General features: G+C 34.5%; 12 protein-coding genes. 5 read left to right on the top strand and 7 right to left on the bottom strand.

The features are described 5' to 3' along the window. Positions 1-432: 432 nt before the first annotated feature. Both EMN46_RS10185 and EMN46_RS10180 read left to right on the top strand, forming a co-directional pair. Entirely contained in the window at positions 433-1,389 is a 957-nt protein-coding gene (locus EMN46_RS10185; protein ID WP_368667520.1) for an NAD(P)-dependent oxidoreductase, read from the top strand. A 198-nt stretch (positions 1,390-1,587) separates the two neighbouring features. Then, on the top strand, positions 1,588-2,046 hold the full coding sequence (locus tag EMN46_RS10180; RefSeq protein ID WP_154200697.1) for a CYTH domain-containing protein: 459 nt from the start codon (positions 1,588-1,590) through the stop codon (positions 2,044-2,046). Here EMN46_RS10180 and EMN46_RS10175 read toward each other — a convergent pair. The 6 genes from EMN46_RS10175 to EMN46_RS10150 form a co-directional block, all read right to left on the bottom strand. Then, a complete protein-coding gene (locus tag EMN46_RS10175; protein ID WP_154200696.1) occupies positions 2,033-5,131 on the bottom strand; it encodes a glycoside hydrolase family 3 N-terminal domain-containing protein in 3,099 nt (1,032 codons plus the stop codon). The genes EMN46_RS10180 and EMN46_RS10175 overlap by 14 nt on opposite strands. Positions 5,132-5,836: 705 nt before the next feature. Then, positions 5,837-6,457 carry a bifunctional 2-polyprenyl-6-hydroxyphenol methylase/3-demethylubiquinol 3-O-methyltransferase UbiG gene (locus EMN46_RS10170; RefSeq protein WP_154200695.1) on the bottom strand — a complete coding sequence of 207 codons (621 nt, stop codon included), beginning with the start codon at positions 6,455-6,457 and terminating at the stop codon, positions 5,837-5,839. Between the two features lies 1 nt (position 6,458). Next, positions 6,459-7,589, bottom strand: coding sequence for a cysteine desulfurase family protein (locus EMN46_RS10165; protein WP_154200694.1), 1,131 nt, complete (start codon positions 7,587-7,589; stop codon positions 6,459-6,461). A gap of 199 nt (positions 7,590-7,788) precedes the next feature. Continuing rightward, on the bottom strand, positions 7,789-9,726 hold the full coding sequence (locus EMN46_RS10160; RefSeq protein WP_154200693.1) for an OmpA family protein: 1,938 nt from the start codon (positions 9,724-9,726) through the stop codon (positions 7,789-7,791). Between the two features lie 29 nt (positions 9,727-9,755). Next, positions 9,756-12,623: a PD-(D/E)XK nuclease family protein gene (locus EMN46_RS10155; protein ID WP_154200692.1), complete on the bottom strand. Its 2,868-nt coding sequence runs from the start codon at positions 12,621-12,623 to the stop codon at positions 9,756-9,758. 185 nt (positions 12,624-12,808) lie between these two features. Further along, on the bottom strand, positions 12,809-13,480 hold the full coding sequence (locus tag EMN46_RS10150; protein ID WP_154200691.1) for a YiiX/YebB-like N1pC/P60 family cysteine hydrolase: 672 nt from the start codon (positions 13,478-13,480) through the stop codon (positions 12,809-12,811). Positions 13,481-13,880: 400 nt separating this feature from the next. Here EMN46_RS10150 and EMN46_RS10145 point away from each other — a divergent pair, with 400 nt between their 5' ends. The 3 genes from EMN46_RS10145 to EMN46_RS10135 all read left to right on the top strand — a co-directional run bounded on the left by EMN46_RS10145 (position 13,881) and on the right by EMN46_RS10135 (position 19,388). Further along, a complete protein-coding gene (locus EMN46_RS10145; RefSeq protein WP_154200690.1) occupies positions 13,881-16,730 on the top strand; it encodes a 2-oxoglutarate dehydrogenase E1 component in 2,850 nt (949 codons plus the stop codon). 136 nt (positions 16,731-16,866) lie between these two features. Further along, positions 16,867-18,114 (top strand): 2-oxoglutarate dehydrogenase complex dihydrolipoyllysine-residue succinyltransferase, encoded by a 1,248-nt coding sequence (odhB, locus tag EMN46_RS10140; RefSeq protein ID WP_154200689.1) that lies wholly within the window; start codon positions 16,867-16,869, stop codon positions 18,112-18,114. 386 nt (positions 18,115-18,500) lie between these two features. Next, positions 18,501-19,388, top strand: coding sequence for a YitT family protein (locus EMN46_RS10135; RefSeq protein ID WP_154200688.1), 888 nt, complete (start codon positions 18,501-18,503; stop codon positions 19,386-19,388). Positions 19,389-19,779: 391 nt separating this feature from the next. Here EMN46_RS10135 and EMN46_RS10130 read toward each other — a convergent pair whose 3' ends face one another. After that, positions 19,780-20,631 (bottom strand): DUF2971 domain-containing protein, encoded by an 852-nt coding sequence (locus tag EMN46_RS10130; RefSeq protein ID WP_154200687.1) that lies wholly within the window; start codon positions 20,629-20,631, stop codon positions 19,780-19,782. Positions 20,632-20,829: the final 198 nt, after the last annotated feature.

Below are 20,829 nucleotides of genomic sequence, written 5' to 3'. Positions count from 1 at the left end.
CTCCATTAAACATTTTATTCCAAAATAACCACAAACAACCCCCATGTAGCAAAACCCATTCTCCTGTCACTTTTTAACCTTTCCTGTTAGGTTTTCATCCCGTCCTGCTGAGGAAATAGTCGTCCTGTTACTTTTTATGCTCTCCTGCTAAGTAAAGAAGCTTTCCTGCTGAGCAGGAAGCCCAAATAATTAGCAGGAGCATCAGAAAAACAGCAGGAGCAGTCAAATTTTAGCAGGACCATCAAAAAAGTAGCAGGAGCACTTATAAAAGTAACATGGAGAGATAAAAAGCAGCAGGGACAAGTAAAATTCGACATGACGGCTTTAAACGATATCTTATAAATAGATTTCATATAGAGAATTTCTCTCTTATGCATGGTCATTCTTAATTTAATTCCTAATTTTCCGATTGAAAACAAAATAATCATAAGCGTGAAGAAAACCATCCTTATTCAATATGCCATTCCCAAAGAAGGACTCAAGGAGTTGAGTCAATCTTACCATATAATTTATCCAGAGAAGGACTATTTTACACATGAGGAAATGTTGAAGCAAATTCCCAATTGTGAAGCCTTATTGTCTATTTTTAATCAGCCTGTAAATGCAGAACTAATTGAGGCAGGAACAAAGCTTGAAATCATATCAAACTATGGTGTTGGCTACAATAATATTGATGTAGATACTGCTACAAAACAAGGCATTGCCGTTTGCAATACACCTGAGGCTGTTTGCGAACCAACAGCAGAACTTTGTTTATCCTTAATACTTTCTCTTAGCAGACGCGTTGCAGAATGCAATCATAGGCTTCGTACAGAAACTGATTTTAAGTGGGGCGTGATGCAAAACTTAGGTCAAACGCTGCATGGAAAAACGCTGGGAATTATCGGCATGGGCAAAATTGGCAAATCGGTGGCTCAAAAAGCTCAAGCCTTTGGTATGGAAGTGGTTTATAACAATCGCAAGCAACTATCTGCGAATGAGGAAACGGATTTGAATATTACATATCGAGAATTCGATGAGCTTTTAAAAACGGCAGATGTTATTTCTCTGCACTGTCCATTGAATAAATCGACACATCACCTGATTAGTGAAAAGGAACTTTCGATGATGAAATCATCGGCATATTTAATCAACACAGCTCGTGGGCCCGTTGTTGATGAGCAAGCACTAGCTAATGCTTTAGAAAAAGAAGAGATTGCCGGCGCTGCTTTAGATGTATTCGAAGATGAACCCCACATCACACAACAACTGATGACGCTTAATAATGTGGTGCTAGTTCCGCATATTGGAACGGCATGTATCGAAACTCGAATTGAAATGGCTAAGGAAGCCTCACAAAACCTATTGGATCATTGGGAAAAAGGACGATCTAAAAATCAGGTAAATTGATTTGAAGATATGAGGATGTTCGAATTGAGCACAGCCGAAATATGATGATAAAATAATTAAACACTAATAATTACTAATAAATTTTGTTTAAAATTGCATAATAAATATATTTATTAAGTTTATATGCGATAAATTGCAGTCTCTACAATTTATCGATTTTACTTTTCGACCTCTTAATTTTTTAACTCGTAAAAAAACATGGCAACAGAAATAGAACGCAAATACTTGATAAAAGAAGATCTTTTAAAATTACCTACTGAAGGCAATCGAATTGTGCAAGGCTACCTTTGGAGTGAAAAAGAAAAAAGTATGCGTATTAGAATTACAAAAGATAAAAGCTTTTTGACCATTAAAACAGGAACAAATCCTTTATCGAGATTGGAATACGAATACGAAATACCAATGGCAGATGCAGAAGAACTTATACATCAGTGCGATAGAACTATCAAAAAAACCAGATTCAGAGTTTTAGAGGCAGGTATGAATTGGGAAATTGATGTTTTCGAAGGTGAAAATAAAGGTTTAATCGTTGCTGAAATTGAACTTACATCGAAAGATCAGAAATTTGAAAAACCAGAATGGCTAAAATTAGAAGTCACTCAAGATAAAAGATACTTAAACGTTAATCTAGTTAATCAGCCTATCAGTTTATGGTAGGCTGAAGCTCAATTACGTTTTGAGTTGTATCCACGACCACTTTAGGATTAATGGCATCGTATAGACACTCTTGAATATTCGTTCTTACATTCATGTGTATAAGTTTGGTGTTCCAATCATCAGGATAGACACGATTTGAAAGAAAGACGTAAATCAATTCATAATCAGGATCGACCCAAACCATCGTTCCTGTATAACCTGTATGTCCGTAGCTATTAGCTGAAGCTTTGGTCGTTGTTGGTCCATTAGTATCAGTATTATCCAAAAAGGGCTTATCAAAACCTATACCTCTTCTGTTCTCTCCTTCGGGATAAGCTCGCGAGGTAAATTTGGCTAAGGTTTCTGCCTGAAAAAATCGCACACCGCCATAAGTCCCTTTTTGTAAATACATCTGCATCAACTTAGCAAGATCTGTTGCATCACTAAAGATTCCGGCATGACCTGAAACACCACCCAATAGAGCAGCTGTTGGATCTTGCACGTAGCCATCTATAAGCTGCTTACGAAAAAAATGATCAAACTGAGTAGGTATTATTCGAGACAAGCTAAATCGCTGACGAGGATGATAACTCATTGTTCCTGCACCAATTTTACGATAAATATTTTTCTTGATATAGCTTTCCATATCGCAAGGAAGTAGCTCATCAAACATTCTCTTAAATAGAATAAAACCTAAATCGCTGTACTTATAACCACTATCTTCTCTAAAGTCAGTTGCTAATATTTGGTTAAATATCGTATCATTAAAACCTTTTTTCACATACATATTCGTTGCAACCTGAACAGGGTAATTCTTTGAAGCTCTAGTATTAAAAAGTGACTTTTTAAATTTGTAATTCTTATTGGCATAAAGATGTTCGCCAAGCTTCATTTGATATAATCTAGACGAATCACGACTAAACAAATCTCTTCGGAGATGGAGCGTATCCACAGCCTCTCTATGGAATGGTTTCCAAGGCAAAAGTCTTGCTTCATGAGCTAATATTTTACGCAAAACTAAGGTATCCTTATTCGTGCCCTTAGCCTCAGATAAATAATTTCCCAACTGACCATCAATATTAATTTTGCCCTCATCAACCAACTGTATTAATATGGGCAAAGAAGCTGCCACTTTTGTCACCGATGCCAAATCATATAAGTCAGTGGTTTTTACATTCACCTTTTTATTGTAGGTATGATATCCATAAGCCTTATTATAAATGATACGTCCCTTATGAGCAATTAAAACTTGGCAACCTGGCGTAGCCTTCTCCTTAATTGCATCCTGAGCTAGAGAATCAATTATTAATAATTCAGAACGATCAAATCCCGTTTGTTCTGGAAAAGCGTAACCTAATCTATTCTTCTCCGTATAGAAACCAGTTCCTTCGGGAATAGCTTTATTAACTGATACAGGCAAACGTCCCTTAGCACCAATTCCCCCAAATATAATTTGAGCTGATGCAATTTGAGTTTCCACATTATCTTCATAAGAAACAAGACTTGCCTCTAACCTATCCAATCTTTTATAAAAATCAAGAGCATACGGACTTGCAAACAAATCAAAAACGACCTTCTTATATTTCGATAGACTATTTAAAAAATCAATAGTCTGATCTGTTACTCCAAACCTCTTAGATGCACTTAGATTACTATCATGCTTACTAACAATAACTAAATTGTAGGCATCCAAATTTTTCAATAGCGTATTGTACTGTTCTTGCGTGGCATTCTTATCAATCTGATAAAAATCGATATTGGTATAACGCCCCAAATATTCTTGAAAATGGTTCCGTTTCTTTGCTCCCATAGCAATAGACGCGATACGTAGAGTATCTAAACACTTAAGAGGTAACAAACTATCCTTATTACTCACAACAGTTATTGCATTCTCAATCAATTGACGTCTTAGAACTCGCCCATGCTGCGTATTTACATCGGACCACAAACGTTCTGAAGAAACAGGTTTATATTGATTTAAACCCAACCAATATTTTGTTTTAAGTATTTTCAAACAGGCTTCGTCGATTCTTTCCTGCGATAAATCGCCTTTTGCAATGGCTTTTTTGATTTCGTTAATCGCTTTGGGGACATCCTCCGAAAATAACAGCACATCGTTTCCTGCAATAGCTGCTTTAGCATCAACCTCCCCTGGTTTATAATATTTACGAACACCTTTCATATTTAGAGCATCTGTAAAAACTAAACCTTTAAAGCCCAACTCATTTTTTAATAATCCAGTAACAATAGGTTGAGAAAGTGTTGAAACTTTTGCTTTTCTATCAAGTGCTGGAACATGAAGGTGCGCAACCATAACTCCGCCAATTCCTGCTTTAATCAATTCTTTAAAAGGATACAATTCCACATCATTAAGTTCTTCCCTTGAACGATCTACAATTGGTAAATCTTGATGCGAATCCGTATCGGTATCTCCATGGCCTGGAAAATGTTTTCCCACGGCAACAACACCACCACTTTGCATTCCTAAAGTAAAAGAAGTTCCTTTTTCAGCTACATTCTCTTTGCCTTCTCCATAAGAGCGAGAATTAATGACTGGATTTTTCGGATTACTATTAACATCTAAAACGGGAGCAAAATTAACATGTATTCCCATTCGTCGACATTCTTGCGCCATCTCTTCTCCTAACTGAAAAAGCAAACTAGTATCTTGAACGGCACCTAAAGTAATCTGCTGTGGATATTTTATGGTTTGCTTTAGCCGAGCGCCTAATCCATACTCAGCATCTATTCCAATCCACAAAGGCAATTTTGACTTACTCTGATATAAATTGGTCAAGCGAATCTGCTCTTGAGGTGTTCCCTGAAAAAAGATTAATCCTCCAATTTCATAGTTCTCTATCAGATTTAATATCTTTTTTTCCTCTGCCGAAGTCTTATTTGAATATGCGGCAACCATAAATAACTGTGCAATTCGCTGATCTTGATTCATTCCCGACATTATAGAGTCAGCCCAAGCAGAATCTGTTTCGAACATTGAATCTAGAGACTGTGAATTTACAAAATTGGATTGGGCAATACCTGATAAGCTTAGAAAACAAAAAGCGACTAAAACAGTAAGCTTTAAGTTTGAAATATTTATAGTCATATGAAAAAAAGAATTTACAATCTATCTATTTTTAGTAGAGTCTAACAAAAATAGAAATCCCAATTAGAATAAAATAGGAATGTGGAGAATAATATTGAAAATAAAAAAAAGGGGTTGACGGCCCCTTTTTTTATTACTTACAACTAAACCATATTCAAAACTCGATCAAAAGATACAAGTATTAATATGAAAACTAACATCTTAAAAGATGCCCGAGACAAAAAGGAAACTACACCTCTTCTGTACTCTATTAATGTAAATGTATTCGATAAGCACATCATATCCAAGTGTCAAGTTTGTCAAGTTTATCAAACTTAACATAAATTAACAATGTTCATTTTCGAATATCATTCTTACAAAATACTAAATAACAATACCTTAGGCTGTAAATAAGGATGTAAACATGGAATTATAGTAAATAAAAATGACATTTGGCAGCCTTTTAAAAAAAATAATTTAGAAACTATATATGTATGGTGTGACAAAAGTGAAGTTTATTTCGATTCGCCCCCCTATTCATTTCTCTATTTAAGATCGAAACAATACAAATATAAAGCATCTAACACATATAAAGAGAATAAATTACATATCTCATTCTGTACAAGATTCAAAGCAACTCAAAAGAATTCATCTATAAGAAGATATCTTTTGTTCATCCAAGCAAAACAAGCTAATAAAATATTTAGGCTTGCTCATTATGCAGTTCTATTTTGTCTTAATAGGTTTCTTGCCTACATATCTAATCACAGAAGCTAATCCTTGATGAAAGACACCCTCAGAAAGTTCAACTTCCACCTCTTGAAGACTCAAGGTTTCCAAATCTGAAAAATCATCAATTAGATTCTCTGTTGAATAAAGAATTTCCAATTTTCCAGGACCTCCAGATTCCCTACCCAATTGTTCTTTAGAAAATCCTTCTAGGATTAAAACACCACCTGGCTTTAAATACTCGCTCATAATACGATGATATTCCTGCCTTTTGGCTTCTGGCACATGAGCATAAATAAGAGCAATACAGTCGAAGCTTTCTTTTTCAGCTTTAAAACTCTCGAAACAAGCTACCTCATAATCAATTTTTACGTTATTCTCTTTTGCCAAATTGAGAGCTTTCAATCGGCCTTCATTGCTTAGGTCAAAAGCAACAACTTCCCACAATTGACTTGCTGCAAAAACAGCATTTCGACCTTCTCCCTCGGCAGGTAGCAATACACGACCAATATCCAACTTCATAAGTTCTTCCTTGAAAAACTCATTGGGATGTATGCCATAAACAAAGTTTTCATTTGAATAACGTTTGTCCCACATTTCACTTTGTGCATTTCCCATTTTATACTCTTAATTTATTAACGGCTTCAATAATTGCTTCTGCAGCCTGATCGATTTCATCTTCAGTATTATATTTACCCACTGAAAAACGAATAGTTCCCATGGCATAAGCTTTATCTAAATTCATGGCTGCCAAGGTTGCTGATACCGAAATTGAATCGGTATGACAAGCTGCACCAGCTGATGCGGCAACGTGTGGCAAGTTTGCAAGAAGCGTATTAGCTTCAATATTTTTAAAGGATACACTCAGCGTATTAGGTAAACAGAAATCCTTATTTCCATTAAACTGGATATCATCGAGAATTGATAAAGCTTCTTTTAAACGATTAACTAAAGATTTATCGTGGACGAAACTCGTTTCCAAATTCGCTTTAGCTAATTTAGCAGCTCTACCTAAACCCACAATTTCCAAAACATTCTCGGTTCCTGCTCTTAGGTTATTTTCGTGATCAGCACCATGAATCAATTTTTGTAGCTTAATCCCCTTGCCTATATACAAAGCTCCAATTCCTTTAGGTCCATAAAATTTATGACCTGCAACAGTCAGCAAATCAACACCCATTTTTTGAATATCAACAGGGACTTTTCCTACGGCTTGGGAACAATCGGAATGAACTGCAATGCCATGCTTTTTAGCCAATTCACTTATCTCAGAGATAGGTTGAAGCGTTCCCACCTCGTTATTGGCATACATCACCGAAATTAAAATTGTTTCTGGACGAATTGCCGCCTCTACATCTGCAACTTGAACACGTCCTGTGCCATCAACAGGTAAATATGTAACTTCAAATCCCTCTGATTCTAAATACTTACACACCTCACTAACCGCAGGATGCTCAATACTAGTCGTTATAATATGATTCCCTTTACTTTTATTAGCGAATGCATAACCTTTAATGGCATAATTATTCGACTCTGTTCCACCACTCGTAAAAATCACTTCCGAAACGTCACAATTAAGCAAAGCTGCCAACTGTTTACGTCCCTTATCAACCGCTTTTTTACAAGCTCTACCATAAATATGAGAACTGGAAGGATTCCCAAAATAATCATACAAATAAGGTTTCATCTCATCAGCCACTTCTTTTGCGATAGGTGTTGTGGCATTATAATCTAAATATATAGCTTGCATAACTTCTATTATTTTAAGGTGTATTTTTTGATTCTTTTTTAAGCGGATAAACAATTTAAACGTACTTAAAGTTAATGCCTATTTGTTTTAATTTTTAAATGATAAAACACGTTATTAGCTTAACACTATTCTTAATTTACGAACTGCGAAATTCATTTATAAGTACTTAAGACTCTCTAAATACTTTAGGCACTAATTATTATTTCTTTATGACTTTAAACTCTGTTCTACGGTTCATCGCCTTTCCTTTTTCACTTGTATTATCACTAATTGGATTAGTTGCAGCACAGCCTTTATATGTCAAACGATTTTCTGGTACTCCTCTTCCAATTAAAGCGGTGTAAACTGCTTTTGCTCTATTTTCTGATAAAGTTTTATTATTAGATTCAGATCCTGTATTATCCGTATGACCAGAAATTTCGATGCTGATACTTTTATTTAAAATAAGAAATTCATAAAGGCTGTTGAGTTCACTTTCCGACTCTTGCTTTATTTCCCAAGAATTTGTTTCAAAAAAGATATTTTTAAGTACAACTTTTTCTCCAATTTGAATTGCCTTTAAAGCAATATCCTTCTTTTGAGCTTGCTTATCAACTCGCTCTTTCATTTGAAAATGATCGGAATAGAACAAATAGCCATCTGCCTCAGCATGAAATAAATAATCTTTCCCTTCAGGCAAACAAACTAGATAAGAACCCAATTTTTTATCCGATTTTGAGTAAGCAACCGTATCCCGTGATTCTAAATTAAGAACAATTAAAGAAGCCTCCAATGGTTTCTTTGTTCTACTATCAAGAACATAGCCCTTAAGATAATTAACCTTAGGAGGTTGCAATTCTAAGGGCATTTCAAATTCAAATATATCACGCCCTTTGGCTGCCACTCTATCCGATGAGAAATAACCTTTATCACCTTTGGCATTAATGATTAAACCAATTTCATCCTTATGCGTATTAATAGGATAAGATAAATTTTTAGGCTCAGACCAACTTCCATCAGATAATCTACTTATTTGATATAAATCGTAGCCTCCCATTCCAACTAATCCATCAGAAGCGTACACAAAATAATCATTACTTGCATGAATAAAAGGCGACATCTCATTTTCAGTTGTGTTAATATCTAAATTTTCGGCCTTAGACCATCGCTGTCTTCCATCATCTAAAATTTCAATCAAATTCGATTTCCAAATGTCCATTTTTCCTTTGCCAGATTTGCGATTACTCACAAAATAAAGGCTTCTACCATCAGAAGAAATACTTGGCTGAGCTTCCCAATATTTTGTATTCACATTAGGACCACAATTTATAGGTTTAGACCAGGTATCACCTACTTTTTTAGAATAAAAAATATCACACCGCCCTCTACTATTCTCTCTTGCATTGGTCGTAAAATACATATATCGTCCATCGGCAGTAACAGATTGAGCTCCCTCATTCCTTCCGGTATTAATTATATCTGATAACACTTTAGAACCTGACCAAGTATCATTCTCATTCTCAGAATACCATAAATCTTCTTGGAATATTTCTTTCTTATCCCGACCGATTCTTCCCGTTGGAATTAAGCGTGTGAAAATTAAGGTTTGCTCATCAGCGGTAAGGCTTGGCCAATATTCATCGGCCTCAGTGTTTATAGAATCACTCACATTTATAGCTTTCAATTCTTCTGGATTTTTCAAAGCCTCCAAAGCAAACTCACAGCATTTTAATTTATGTAAACTCTTATTTCGATTTCTAGCTGATATTTTATCTAAGATTAAAAAAGCTTGATAGGTTTCAGATGCCTTCACATACTTTCCATCTTTAAAATAGGCATTAGCCAAATTGAACGATGCGTTAGGGAAAAAATCAGGATTAACAGCGATTGCTCGCTCGTACATCTTAATCATATTTTGATCATCTCTTTTGTCACTATACAAATCAGCAGAAAAAAGGAGAGCTTCCATAAATTGATTATCGCGTTCCAAGGCTTTTGATAAAGAAGATAAGGCCTCATCTAGATTTCTCAAATTATTATATTCTTGAGCTTTTTGATAAAACTTAATGGCTCTTTTGTTCTCTGAAGTATATTTTTTCTGTGCCGATAAACACAGAACAAAACTCAAAAGAAGACTAATTAATATGATGCGACGCATGATCTAATCGTTTAAAATATCAAGAAAATTTATCTGTGACAAAGCTCAATATAAGGGCAATTTCTACAAACATCAACATCCTCAACCTGTGTGAATGGAATATCTGGATTAAAAATTTCTTCTATAAGATCAGTACAAGCATCTAAAAACTCCTTCTTGTACGCCAAATAATTTCCCACAGGAATACCTTTAGCTCTTCCCTCCTTTTTCTCAAGAACACATGAAAATTTCGAATTAAAGATCGTTTTCAATCCATATACATTGGGTGAAATAGCCAAATCATCGCCGTGCTTCATATCATAAAACAAACAATATAATAAAGTCTGAAACGCAGCTTTATTTCTTTTTTTATTTTCCGAGTCAAATAAAGATTCAATATCCTTAAAAACAAGCTCGGCTGCTCCTGTTTTATAATCAATCACCCGAACCGTATTATCAACTTGATCAACCCTATCAATTATTCCAGCAATATTAATTTTTCTCCCATCCGATTTTAAAGGAATTTGGATATTATATCGTCCCTCAACAGCAATCATCTTAAATGGCGCAAAGTCAGAATCAACCTTTAATAAACGGTCAATAAATTTTAAAATAATATCAAATATCAGCCGATTTCTACCACTTACTTCTACCGATTTATCCTTATCTAAATTGAAATAAAGCTCTTTAAAAGTATCTTCCAAAACTTTAATTTGTACTTTTTTATTTTTTCTCAACTCTTCAAGATCAACCTTACTAATTGTCTTACCAACAAAAGGCTCATACAGTCTTTCCATTGTCTGGTGAAATAGATTTCCAAACATAGGCGGATCAATCTCTTCGAGAATGGTATCTGGCTCTCTCATTCCAGCCATATATCGGTAGTAGAATCTCAAACTACAACCCATATACGAGTTTAAAGCTGAAGGTGAAAAGCTACGCTTACCGTTACCACAATACTCATTTAACTGCTTTAATATTCTTTCATTTTTCGCGATACTAATAGGATTAGCATTGGTAATAACAATCTCGTGCGATGGGTGTGTTTCCTCGATTTTAAATACCGACTCGTATTTTAATTGATAAAGGAATCGACTCATTTCTCCAGTTCGAATTCCATCACTTTGTGTACTATACAATAATTTAATTTCCTCGGGTCTCTGAATCAAACGATAGAAATAATAGGCAAAAATAGCATCCTGATGATCGATGGTAGGCATACCAAAACCTTGACGCAAATGGTAAGGAACAAATGAATTTGAAGTCCCCGTTTTAGGCAACTTACCCTCATTCATAGACAAAACAATGATTCTTTTAAAATCGAGCAATCGAGTTTCTAAGATTCCCATTACTTGTAAACCAGCCAACGGTTCTCCTTCAAAGGGAATACTCAAAGATTGAATCATTTTATCCAAAAGACGATAAAAAGTATCTATTTTAATATCAATCTTATGCTGACCCAACAAACCAGTCAATCGTTTAATGGCTAAAAATAGATGGTAAATATATTCTCGTTCAATTTTATCTAACCTTCCCTCATCTTCCTTATCTACATCTAAGTTCTTATAAATAGCCTGTAGTAAATCAAGCAAATATGATGAAACCTGTTCTACAGATTTTAAGGGCACAAATAGTTTTTCTAACACAGGATCGCCAACCAATATTTTGCGATTAACATATACCCAATTACTCTTTATAATTTGCTGAGCTAAACGTTCTGCCAACTCAGGATTAATGGCATTTAAATATTGATGATTCAAAAGTGCCAGAACCTGCTTATGATGAAAAATAAATTCAGCTCCTTGCTTACGTCCACCTTTTTGTAACTCAATAATCAAACCTAACAAACTAGCCACAGGCGTATTCTTTGCAGGATATCCCATGGTTACATTCACATGCTCAACATTTTTGGGGATAGAATTTAACACTGGCAAAAGCAATTCTTCATCGGCCAATATAACGGCTGTTTCCTCGAGACTCACCTCTTTTTGCTCGGCATATTCCTTCAAATACTTATGAGCAAACTTAGCCTGTCCCACTTCTGATGAGAGTGAAATAAACTCAATGGCTGGTCTTTCAACAACAATATTTTTAAATGATATTTGACTCTTAGGTGCTGGATAATTCCTTAAATTTTCACGCATAAACAAACCTGCTTCGTGATAGGGATTTTTCACATATGTCTCATCGTAATCCCAATAAAACTCAGCTTGATTTCTTTCCTTTAGGCAAGTGAAAATATCCTTTTCACACCTGTTTAAGGCGTTAAAACCAGCAAAAATAATTTTCTCGTAATTAATTTCAATTTCCTTATTCTCCAATCGATCAACAACCAATCGGCTTGCCATACCTTCATACGATAAACCTTCACTTTCTAACTCATTTCGTAAATTGGAATAGATCGTAAACAACGATTCCCAAACGGAAACAAATTGAAGTTGATGCTCCGATAGTTTTTCAGGATTGAAGGTGCTCCAAAATGAACGAATGGCTTCTATCTGTTCCTCATCCAAATAATCGAATATATTCTCAATCTCCTTTTCATCAGCTAAATTTTGAAACAAATGTTTCGCATCCACACGATACTTATCAAGATCATCAAAATCGCCCAAAATCATTTCACCCCAATGATAAAACTCATCGAAAGTCTCTTTGGATTTGGTAACAGAACAATAAGTTTTATATAAACGACACAAGAGAGCCAAATTATCCTCAACCATAAGAGGCGACCACTTTTTAATTAGATCATTAATGGTCAGTATTTCAGGAGAAAACATTGGTTCAGACACCAATTCATTCAAATACTTAGTAAAGAATAAGCCTGCACGACGGTTTGGGAAAACCAACAAACAATTTGATAATTGATTGCCGTATCGTGTATATAATTCACTTGTTACTTCTTTTAAAAATGAGGACATATATATTTAATGTATTTACTTTTTAGCTTTATTCTGTTATTGCTCATTGATTATTTAAGAATAATAATTTACAATATCTTAATAAATCGTAATTTGTAATTAATCATTCGTAATTGTCTACTTCTCCATTTCGACTGCGCTCAATAAGCGAAATAATTCATAATTTATAATTCCTAATTAAAGACTTATTTGCTGTAATCGAAAACCCAATGTATTTCTTTGGATTCCGACATTCCATTCGGGTTGCAACCAAGTTTTCCTTCTGGGATTTCAATTCCTATATCTTTATAATGTTTAACCCAAATTGGATTAAATTCACCAGTATTAGCATCTTTAAATGTCATGGGGTTCAATTTGAATATGTCAGATCCATCGCCAGAATGTTTGAACATTTCGTAAATTAATTCAGAACAATAATATGATGAATCGGACATCAAATAAGTCGGATCATATGGATATCCAATTAGTTGTCTACCGTATGAAATGGCTTTAACAATACGAGTTTGATGCTTTTTATTTAAACGAGCCACACGAACTTTTGGCATTCTATCAGTATTCAAACTTCTTGTTAAAAAACCATACAATGAGGTATATTGTACGGAGTCTTCGATCGCTTCCAAAACCGATAAGTCGTTATTATCATCTAAAACTGCAATTCCTACGTGAGAAAAACTTAGTGGTTTTTCTTCTGCTGTCACATCTTCAATGGCATCGGATAAAGAACTTCCATCTAAATCCTGAAAAAGTAAATCTCCAGGTTGTAATTTGAAATTTTTATGTGAATTCTGATTGCCACAAGCGAAAAAGATGATTGAAACAAATAGTAGTAATAAATGAGATATCTTATTGAATTTCATATAATAATTATGCTTATAAACGAGTGACTAAATGATCAAAATTAATCAATTTGAATTAGCCATCAAAAATTGTGGCGCAAACTATCATATAAATTTGAAAATAGCTGTATTTTTCAGATTATAGTAAACCTCTATGAGCTTATTAATAAAAAAGATGATATTTTTATCTTTTAATCCTTTATAACCATTCGAATAAATCTCAATTTTAATATATTTGTTAATACACAGACATTCTAATTTATTTTTTATAATTTAATACATCCATTCACCGATATAAAAAAGGCTCTAAACATCTATAAAACAAAATGTTTAAACCGTTTTAGAAATAGTCTTATTAATAACATACTGTAGATTAAAACAGATCAAAAAAATAAAATTAGAACCACAACTCAATAACTTTATGGATAAATTCAGCTTTTTAGGTAATAGTGAAATCGAATTCATCGATGACATGTATCAGTCCTACAAAAAAGACCCAAGTTCAATTGACGATTCTTGGCAAAAGTTTTTCCAAGGATTCGACTTTGCTGCTGAGAAATTCCCAGGCAAACCACAGCCCGATAAACTAAGCTCTCCTCCTGCTGAATCGATGAGCAAGGAATTTAACGTGATCAATATGATCCAAGCTTTCCGCCAACGTGGACATTTATTCACAAAAACGAATCCTGTTCGTGTTAGACGTAAATATTTCCCTACTCTCGATATTGAAAACTTCGACCTATCTCAAACTGATTTAGAAACTGTTTTTCAAGCTGGTAAGGAAGTCGGTATTGGGCCATCAAAACTTAAAAACATTCTTGATCACCTTCAGGAAACTTATTGTCACTCGGTAGGTGTTGAGTATTTATACTTGCGTACACCAGACAAGGTGAAATGGCTTCAACACAAAATGGAGATCAGCAAGAATCAACCTAATTTTACTGATGAACAACGTAAACACATTTACTATCACTTAAAATTAGCTGTTGGTTTTGAGAACTTTATACACAAAAAATTTGTAGGCCAAAAACGTTTCTCGCTTGAAGGAACTGAAGCTCTAATTCCTGCTCTTGATGCCCTAATTGAAAAAGGGGCACAATTAGGTGTTGAGGAATTTGTGTTTGGAATGGCTCACCGTGGTCGTCTTAATGTGTTAGCTAACATTATAGAAAAACCTTATGAAAATATATTTAAGGAATTTGTTGGTGAAGAATTTGAAGATGATATTGCTTTAGGTGATGTGAAATATCATTTAGGATACGGCAATACAGTTAAAACTGATGATGGTAATGAAGTGAAGCTTCACTTAACACCAAACCCATCTCATTTGGAAACCGTTGGTGCTGTCGTTGAAGGTATTTCTCGTTCTAAAATTGACAACGATTATAAAGGGGATGAAAACAAGCTAGTTCCTATCGTTATTCATGGCGATGCTGCTATTGCAGCTCAAGGCATTGTGTACGAAACCATTCAAATGGCTGAACTTAAAGCATACAGAACAGGTGGTACCATTCACTTAGTCATCAATAATCAAATAGGTTTTACAACCAATTACCTTGATGCACGATCTAGTACCTATTGCACAGATGTTGCTAAAGTAACTCGATGTCCTGTTTTCCATATTAATGGCGACGATGTTGAGGCTTTAATTTACACCATCGGCTTAGCCATGGAATACCGTCAAGAATTTAAAACAGACGTGTTTATTGATATTCTATCGTACAGAAAGCATGGACATAACGAAGGTGACGAACCTCGTTTTACACAACCTTTATTGTATAACGAAATTGCTAAACACAAGAATCCAAGAGATATTTATGGCGACTACCTTATAAGCAAAGGGATATATAAACAAGAAAATCTAAAGGAACTTATTACTGAATTCAATAGTTTTCTAAACGATAAGTTTGAGCTTTCAAAAAATATAGAAAAACTATATATACAACCTTTCCTTGATGAGTACTATGAGAATATTCGTTATTCAACAAAAGAGGATTTTGATATAACGCCTGTTTTCAAGACGGATAAGAAACATCTTATAGAATTAGCCAATAAGATTACAAACTTGCCTGATGATCTTCATTTTTTTAAGAAAATCGGTAAACTAATGACTGATCGTAAGAAAATGATATCTGAGAATAGATTGGATTGGGCAATGGGAGAATTGTTGGCTTATTCAAGTTTATTAGATGAAGGATATGGTGTTAGAATTAGTGGTCAAGATTCGGAACGAGGCACATTCTCACACCGACATGCCGCATTAACCGTTACCGATTCGGTACACAAATATTTTCCACTGAAACACATTAGCGAAAAACAAGCTCCTTGTCATATTTACAACTCACACTTGAGTGAATATGCTGTTCTTGCTTTCGAATATGGATACGCTTTAGCACATCCTTCTGGTTTAACCATTTGGGAAGCCCAATTTGGCGATTTCCACAATGTTGCTCAAGCTGTTGTCGACCAATACTTAAGTTCTGCGGAAGACAAATGGGGTGTTAAAAATGGACTTGTTTTATTCTTACCTCATGGCTACGAAGGACAAGGTGCTGAACACTCGAGCGCTAGAATGGAGCGTTTTTTAAATCTTTGTGCAAATAACAACATGCAAATTATTAACCCATCGACTCCTGCAAATCATTATCATGCTCTACGTCGTCAGGTTAAACGAGATATTAGAATTCCATTAATTTGCTTTACGCCTAAGAGTTTACTCAGACATCCTAGTTGTGTATCAACTATGGACGAACTAGCTGAAGGCAGATTTCAAGAAGTAATTGATGATACGAATGTGATAGCTAAAAAAGTAAGTCGTGTCGTTTTCTGTTCAGGAAAAATTTATTACGATTTACTCGCTAGAAAAAATGAACTAAATGCTAAGGATGTGGCTTTAATTCGTATCGAGCAAATTTATCCATTCCCTCAGAAGCAGATCGACTCAGTTTTAAAGAAATATCCAAACGCGCTTCTTCACCTTTGGGTACAAGAAGAGCCTGAGAATATGGGCGCATGGCAATTTATCAATTATAATATTAAAAATATTGAATTAGTTCCTGTGGCTCGTATACCTAGTGGTAGCACTGCTACTGGACTTTCAAAAATTCACACGATTGGACAAAACGAAATTATCAACAAAGTTTTTAGAAAATGTGATTGTGAACGTAAACTAAAATATTGTGGTTTACAATGTGTGGCTGGAAGTTCAAAAGAAGATATACATAGACAACATGAGTATTTCCAAGATAAAAAAAGTAAACTACTGATGTAAAAGAGAAATGCCTAAAGTTTTTAAGTGCCTTGAGTACTTAAAAGTAGATACTTTGCTCACTTAAAGTACTCAGAAATACTTTAAGTACTTATAAACTATAATAATTAACACCTAACGTATAATAATATCATAAAACATGCTTGAAATAAAAATTCCCAGTCCGGGAGAATCCATATCAGAAGTTGAGATTGCCAATTGGTTTGTAGCCGATGGTGATCTTGTTGAGAAAGATCAAGAAATTGCTGAGATTGAATCTGATAAAGCAACTCTAACCCTTATTGCTGATGAAGGTGGTAAGATATCTATTAAAGCGAATGAAGGTGATACCGTACCGGTAGGTTCTGTGGCTTGTACGATTGACACCAGTTTTGCTGGTGAAGCTAAACCTGATAGTCCTAAGATTGAAACCCCTAAAGAAGAAAAAGAATCACCAAAGCAAGAAGCTAAGGCTCCTGAAACTGCTCCTATCAAAACTTCTGATGAATTTAAGGATGTTAAAATTTCTCCTGTAGCTAAAAAACTAATGGAAGAAAATCAACTTTCTGTTGATGATGTGATTGCAGGACTTCACCGACTATCTAAAAAAGATATTGAGCAAGTTGTTGAAAACAAAGGACAAGCTCCAGCAACTTTGGCACAAGCAGAACCTGTTGAACGCCAAATCGATCGTAAGAAAATGAGTAATCTTCGTAAAAAGTTGAGTGCTCGTTTAGTTTCGGTTAAGAACGAAACTGCAATGCTTACAACCTTCAATGAACTTGACATGACGGCTGTTATGCAATTAAGAAAGAAATACCAAAAACAATTTGTAGAGACTCATGATATCAAATTAGGATTCATGTCATTCTTTACCAAAGCGGTTAGTATTGCTTTAAAAGCTCACCCTGCAGTAAATTCTATGATGGATGGTGATGAAATTATTACACCAAATTATATGGATGTAGCTATAGCAGTGCAAACCCCAAAAGGTTTAATGGTTCCTGTTATTAGAGATACTCAAAACTTAGGTTTAGCTGATATTGAAAAAGAATTAATGCGACTTGCTAACAAAGCTCGTACGGGGAAAATTAGTTTAGATGAAATGACTGGAGGTACCTTTACTATTACAAATGGTGGAGTTTTCGGATCACTTTTAAGTACACCTATTATTAATCCTCCACAATCGGGAATTCTTGGTATGCACAATATTGTTCAACGACCAATTGCGGTTAATGGTAAGGTTGAAATTCGACCAATGATGTATATCGCGCTATCATACGATCATCGTGTGATTGATGGTAAAGATTCAGTTGGTTTCCTAGTTAAAATTAAGGAGCTGATCGAAAATCCTCATCGCATGATCACCATGGGACAAGATCCTGATAGCTTGCTTTTAGAAATCTAAGAATATCCTTAAAAAAATATAAGGCCAGAACTCAATTGAGATTCTGGCCTTTCTTTTTGGTACAACTAAACATTTTTAGACTCTTCTCGAGAAACTACATTTATTACAACTCGAATCCATAAATAATCTATACATTCGCGGCGAATATAAGATCACTATTTATAATGCGAATCAAGAAAGAATTAAGAAAACGTTACCCCTGAATACCCAAAGGAATGTTGTTTCAACATTCTTAGATTGGCACATCCGTATGCCTCTCCCTTTAACTCCATATCATTATCACAATTTCACTAGATAGAGATCTATTCACAACTATAAGTCTATTGTATACAACTATTTTTAATTCTTCACCTCAGCAAAAGCTTTGGTGCTAAAATCGTATTATCATGCTTCAATATAAAAGGAAGACATTTCCCCAGGAAAAACTATTCTCTGCACTTTGGTTTCGCAATTACTCCTTAATCATTATAGGATCACTTTTAGTAGCTCTTGGTTACAACTTTTTCATTATGCCACATAAACTCGTTCCAGGTGGTGTGTTTGGCTTTAGTATCATTATAAATCAGCTCATTAAATTTCCCGTAGGAACAATTGCTTTGTGCATCAACATTCCACTACTTGCCTGGGGAATTAAAGTTCTAGGCGGTAAATTTGGCTTCAAAACCGTACTCTCTATGGTATTAGGATCTGTCTTTATCGATGGACTAACTTACTTTTTTGGCAACCCTATTATAACTCACGACCTATTGGTGTCATCCATGTTTGGTGGTGTAATTATTGGTTTGGGAATTGGACTTGTTGTGTATAGTGGTGCAACAACAGGTGGAACCGATATTATCGCACGTATTCTATCAAAATGGCTAAAAGTATCCCTAGGACAAATGTTTATCGTTGTTGATGGTTTAGTTGTACTCACATCAATTCTTGTTTTTCAAGATATAGAATTAGCTCCCTACTGCATTATTGCCATCTTATGTATTTCAAAAACTGTTGATGCTGTTCTGATGGGAATAGATGCAAAAAAAGCCGCTCTTATCATTTCTGATAAACATGAAGAAATTCGTGATAAGATTCTTAAAATGGACCGCGGTGGAACATATATAAAAGGTGAAGGCTTGTTTTATAAAAATCAGAAAAAAATCATTTTCACTGCTCTAAACAAAAAAGAACTTGGAGAATTAGAATCTTTCGTAAAAAGTATAGATGAAAATGCCTTTGTTGCAACATTAAATACAAACGATGTGTACGGAAATGGTTTTAAACCTATTCAATAATCGAATAATTTGAGGGTCTCACTCTTTTCTGAGGCTCTCAATAAAATGAGGTAATACAAGAATTTAGTCATAGCCTGACATGTCAGTTTGCTTTATAGTCAGAGCATGACGATTCTAGGATATCTTGCTAAGACGAAGAATGAGGACGCGACAATCTCATAATAATTGAACAGATCTGTCGATAAAAAAAATCTTCAGGCAGTAGTTGCCCTATATTTATAATAAGGGCTTAATGAGTTGGCGATTTATAATCGCTTAAGTTGTGAATCGGGGATTAAAAATCCCCAACTCGAAACCTGCATATTGCAAATATGCAGGAGCTTTACTCGATGCTTATAGATATGTAATCCCAATTGGATTAATACAATCTTGTTTTGAATTAACAATGTTCTTATTTCTTTTTGTTAGTATCTCGTTTTTTTAATCCGTCATTAATATATTGATTTCTTCTTCTTAAATATAAATTATCCGCCAACGTATCAAGTTTAACCCCCGAACTTTTCCAATCAATCTCTAAAATACTAAGCTTATCCCCATAAGCACATAATTGTTCTTTAAAATACTGACTATTATTTTTAGATACAATAATACCTTTAAGAGCTAATTTTATGTCGACATCTAAAACTTTATCTGAATAAGAACATATTCGATATTCATTCTCACCCTTGTAGTCCTCATGTTTGTAAAAAATAAACTTGTCTATATTCTTGTACACTTTTTTTAAACATGTCTCATAATTAGATTTAACAAGTTCACTTAAAGTCACTTTGCTTTCTTTTTCTTTTAAGTCATTGTACCTAACATATTCAATATCGCCAGGTTTATAAGAATCATTTAGTTGTTTTTCCAATTCACTCTTTGAAAAAACTAGACAAACACCATTGTAATTATCAGCATATTGTTCCCACATTCTGGGTTTCATACAACCATAGAATTCATAGGGCTTATCTTTCATTTTTTTAAAACGATGACTCATATCATTCTTGCAAAAACAGACTTGTTTAACTTGCTTTACTCTTTTCTCGACATCATTCCAGATTTTATCAATATCAACTATTTCAGAACTATCAGAAACACCCGCCGTTATCCAAGTACTAGGAGTCAAGTTTTCTACTGGATCATTCGAATTAACTCGATCCGATAGACGTAACTCTTTATTGAATAAGATATGCTCAAGTGCCGTTGTTGTTTTAGTGTAATGATAAAGGATATCATCTGATTCAAATTCACGCAATACATTCATAATGTAATATTTTTTGCTTAAAGTTATGAAAAATACATAAAGCTCGCTACAATCGACTGAAAAGGTAAGAATCTGAGGGTCTCACTCTTTTTGTGAGGCTCTCAATAAAATGAGGTAATACAAAATTTAGTCATAGGCTGACATGTGCAGCCTGCGTTATAGGTACATGATAATTCAAGATTATCTTCATAACAACCT

Origin of the sequence: Ancylomarina sp. 16SWW S1-10-2 (assembly GCF_009669305.1) — a bacterium.
In the GTDB taxonomy this organism is placed as follows: Bacteria; Bacteroidota; Bacteroidia; order Bacteroidales; family Marinifilaceae; genus Ancylomarina.
The sequence above is the reverse complement of the archived record's forward strand: the minus strand, read 5'-3'. Positions and strand labels throughout refer to the sequence as shown.

Coding starts and splice junctions, on each gene's coding strand:
- EMN46_RS10180 (WP_154200697.1), top strand. CDS start 1,588: ATGGCAACAGAAATAGAACGCAAATACTTGATAAAAGAAGATCTTTTA.
- EMN46_RS10175 (WP_154200696.1), bottom strand. CDS start 5,131: ATGACTATAAATATTTCAAACTTAAAGCTTACTGTTTTAGTCGCTTTT.
- EMN46_RS10170 (WP_154200695.1), bottom strand. CDS start 6,457: ATGGGAAATGCACAAAGTGAAATGTGGGACAAACGTTATTCAAATGAA.
- EMN46_RS10165 (WP_154200694.1), bottom strand. CDS start 7,589: ATGCAAGCTATATATTTAGATTATAATGCCACAACACCTATCGCAAAA.
- EMN46_RS10160 (WP_154200693.1), bottom strand. CDS start 9,726: ATGCGTCGCATCATATTAATTAGTCTTCTTTTGAGTTTTGTTCTGTGT.
- EMN46_RS10155 (WP_154200692.1), bottom strand. CDS start 12,623: ATGTCCTCATTTTTAAAAGAAGTAACAAGTGAATTATATACACGATAC.
- EMN46_RS10150 (WP_154200691.1), bottom strand. CDS start 13,480: ATGAAATTCAATAAGATATCTCATTTATTACTACTATTTGTTTCAATC.
- EMN46_RS10145 (WP_154200690.1), top strand. CDS start 13,881: ATGGATAAATTCAGCTTTTTAGGTAATAGTGAAATCGAATTCATCGAT.
- odhB (WP_154200689.1), top strand. CDS start 16,867: ATGCTTGAAATAAAAATTCCCAGTCCGGGAGAATCCATATCAGAAGTT.
- EMN46_RS10135 (WP_154200688.1), top strand. CDS start 18,501: ATGCTTCAATATAAAAGGAAGACATTTCCCCAGGAAAAACTATTCTCT.
- EMN46_RS10130 (WP_154200687.1), bottom strand. CDS start 20,631: ATGAATGTATTGCGTGAATTTGAATCAGATGATATCCTTTATCATTAC.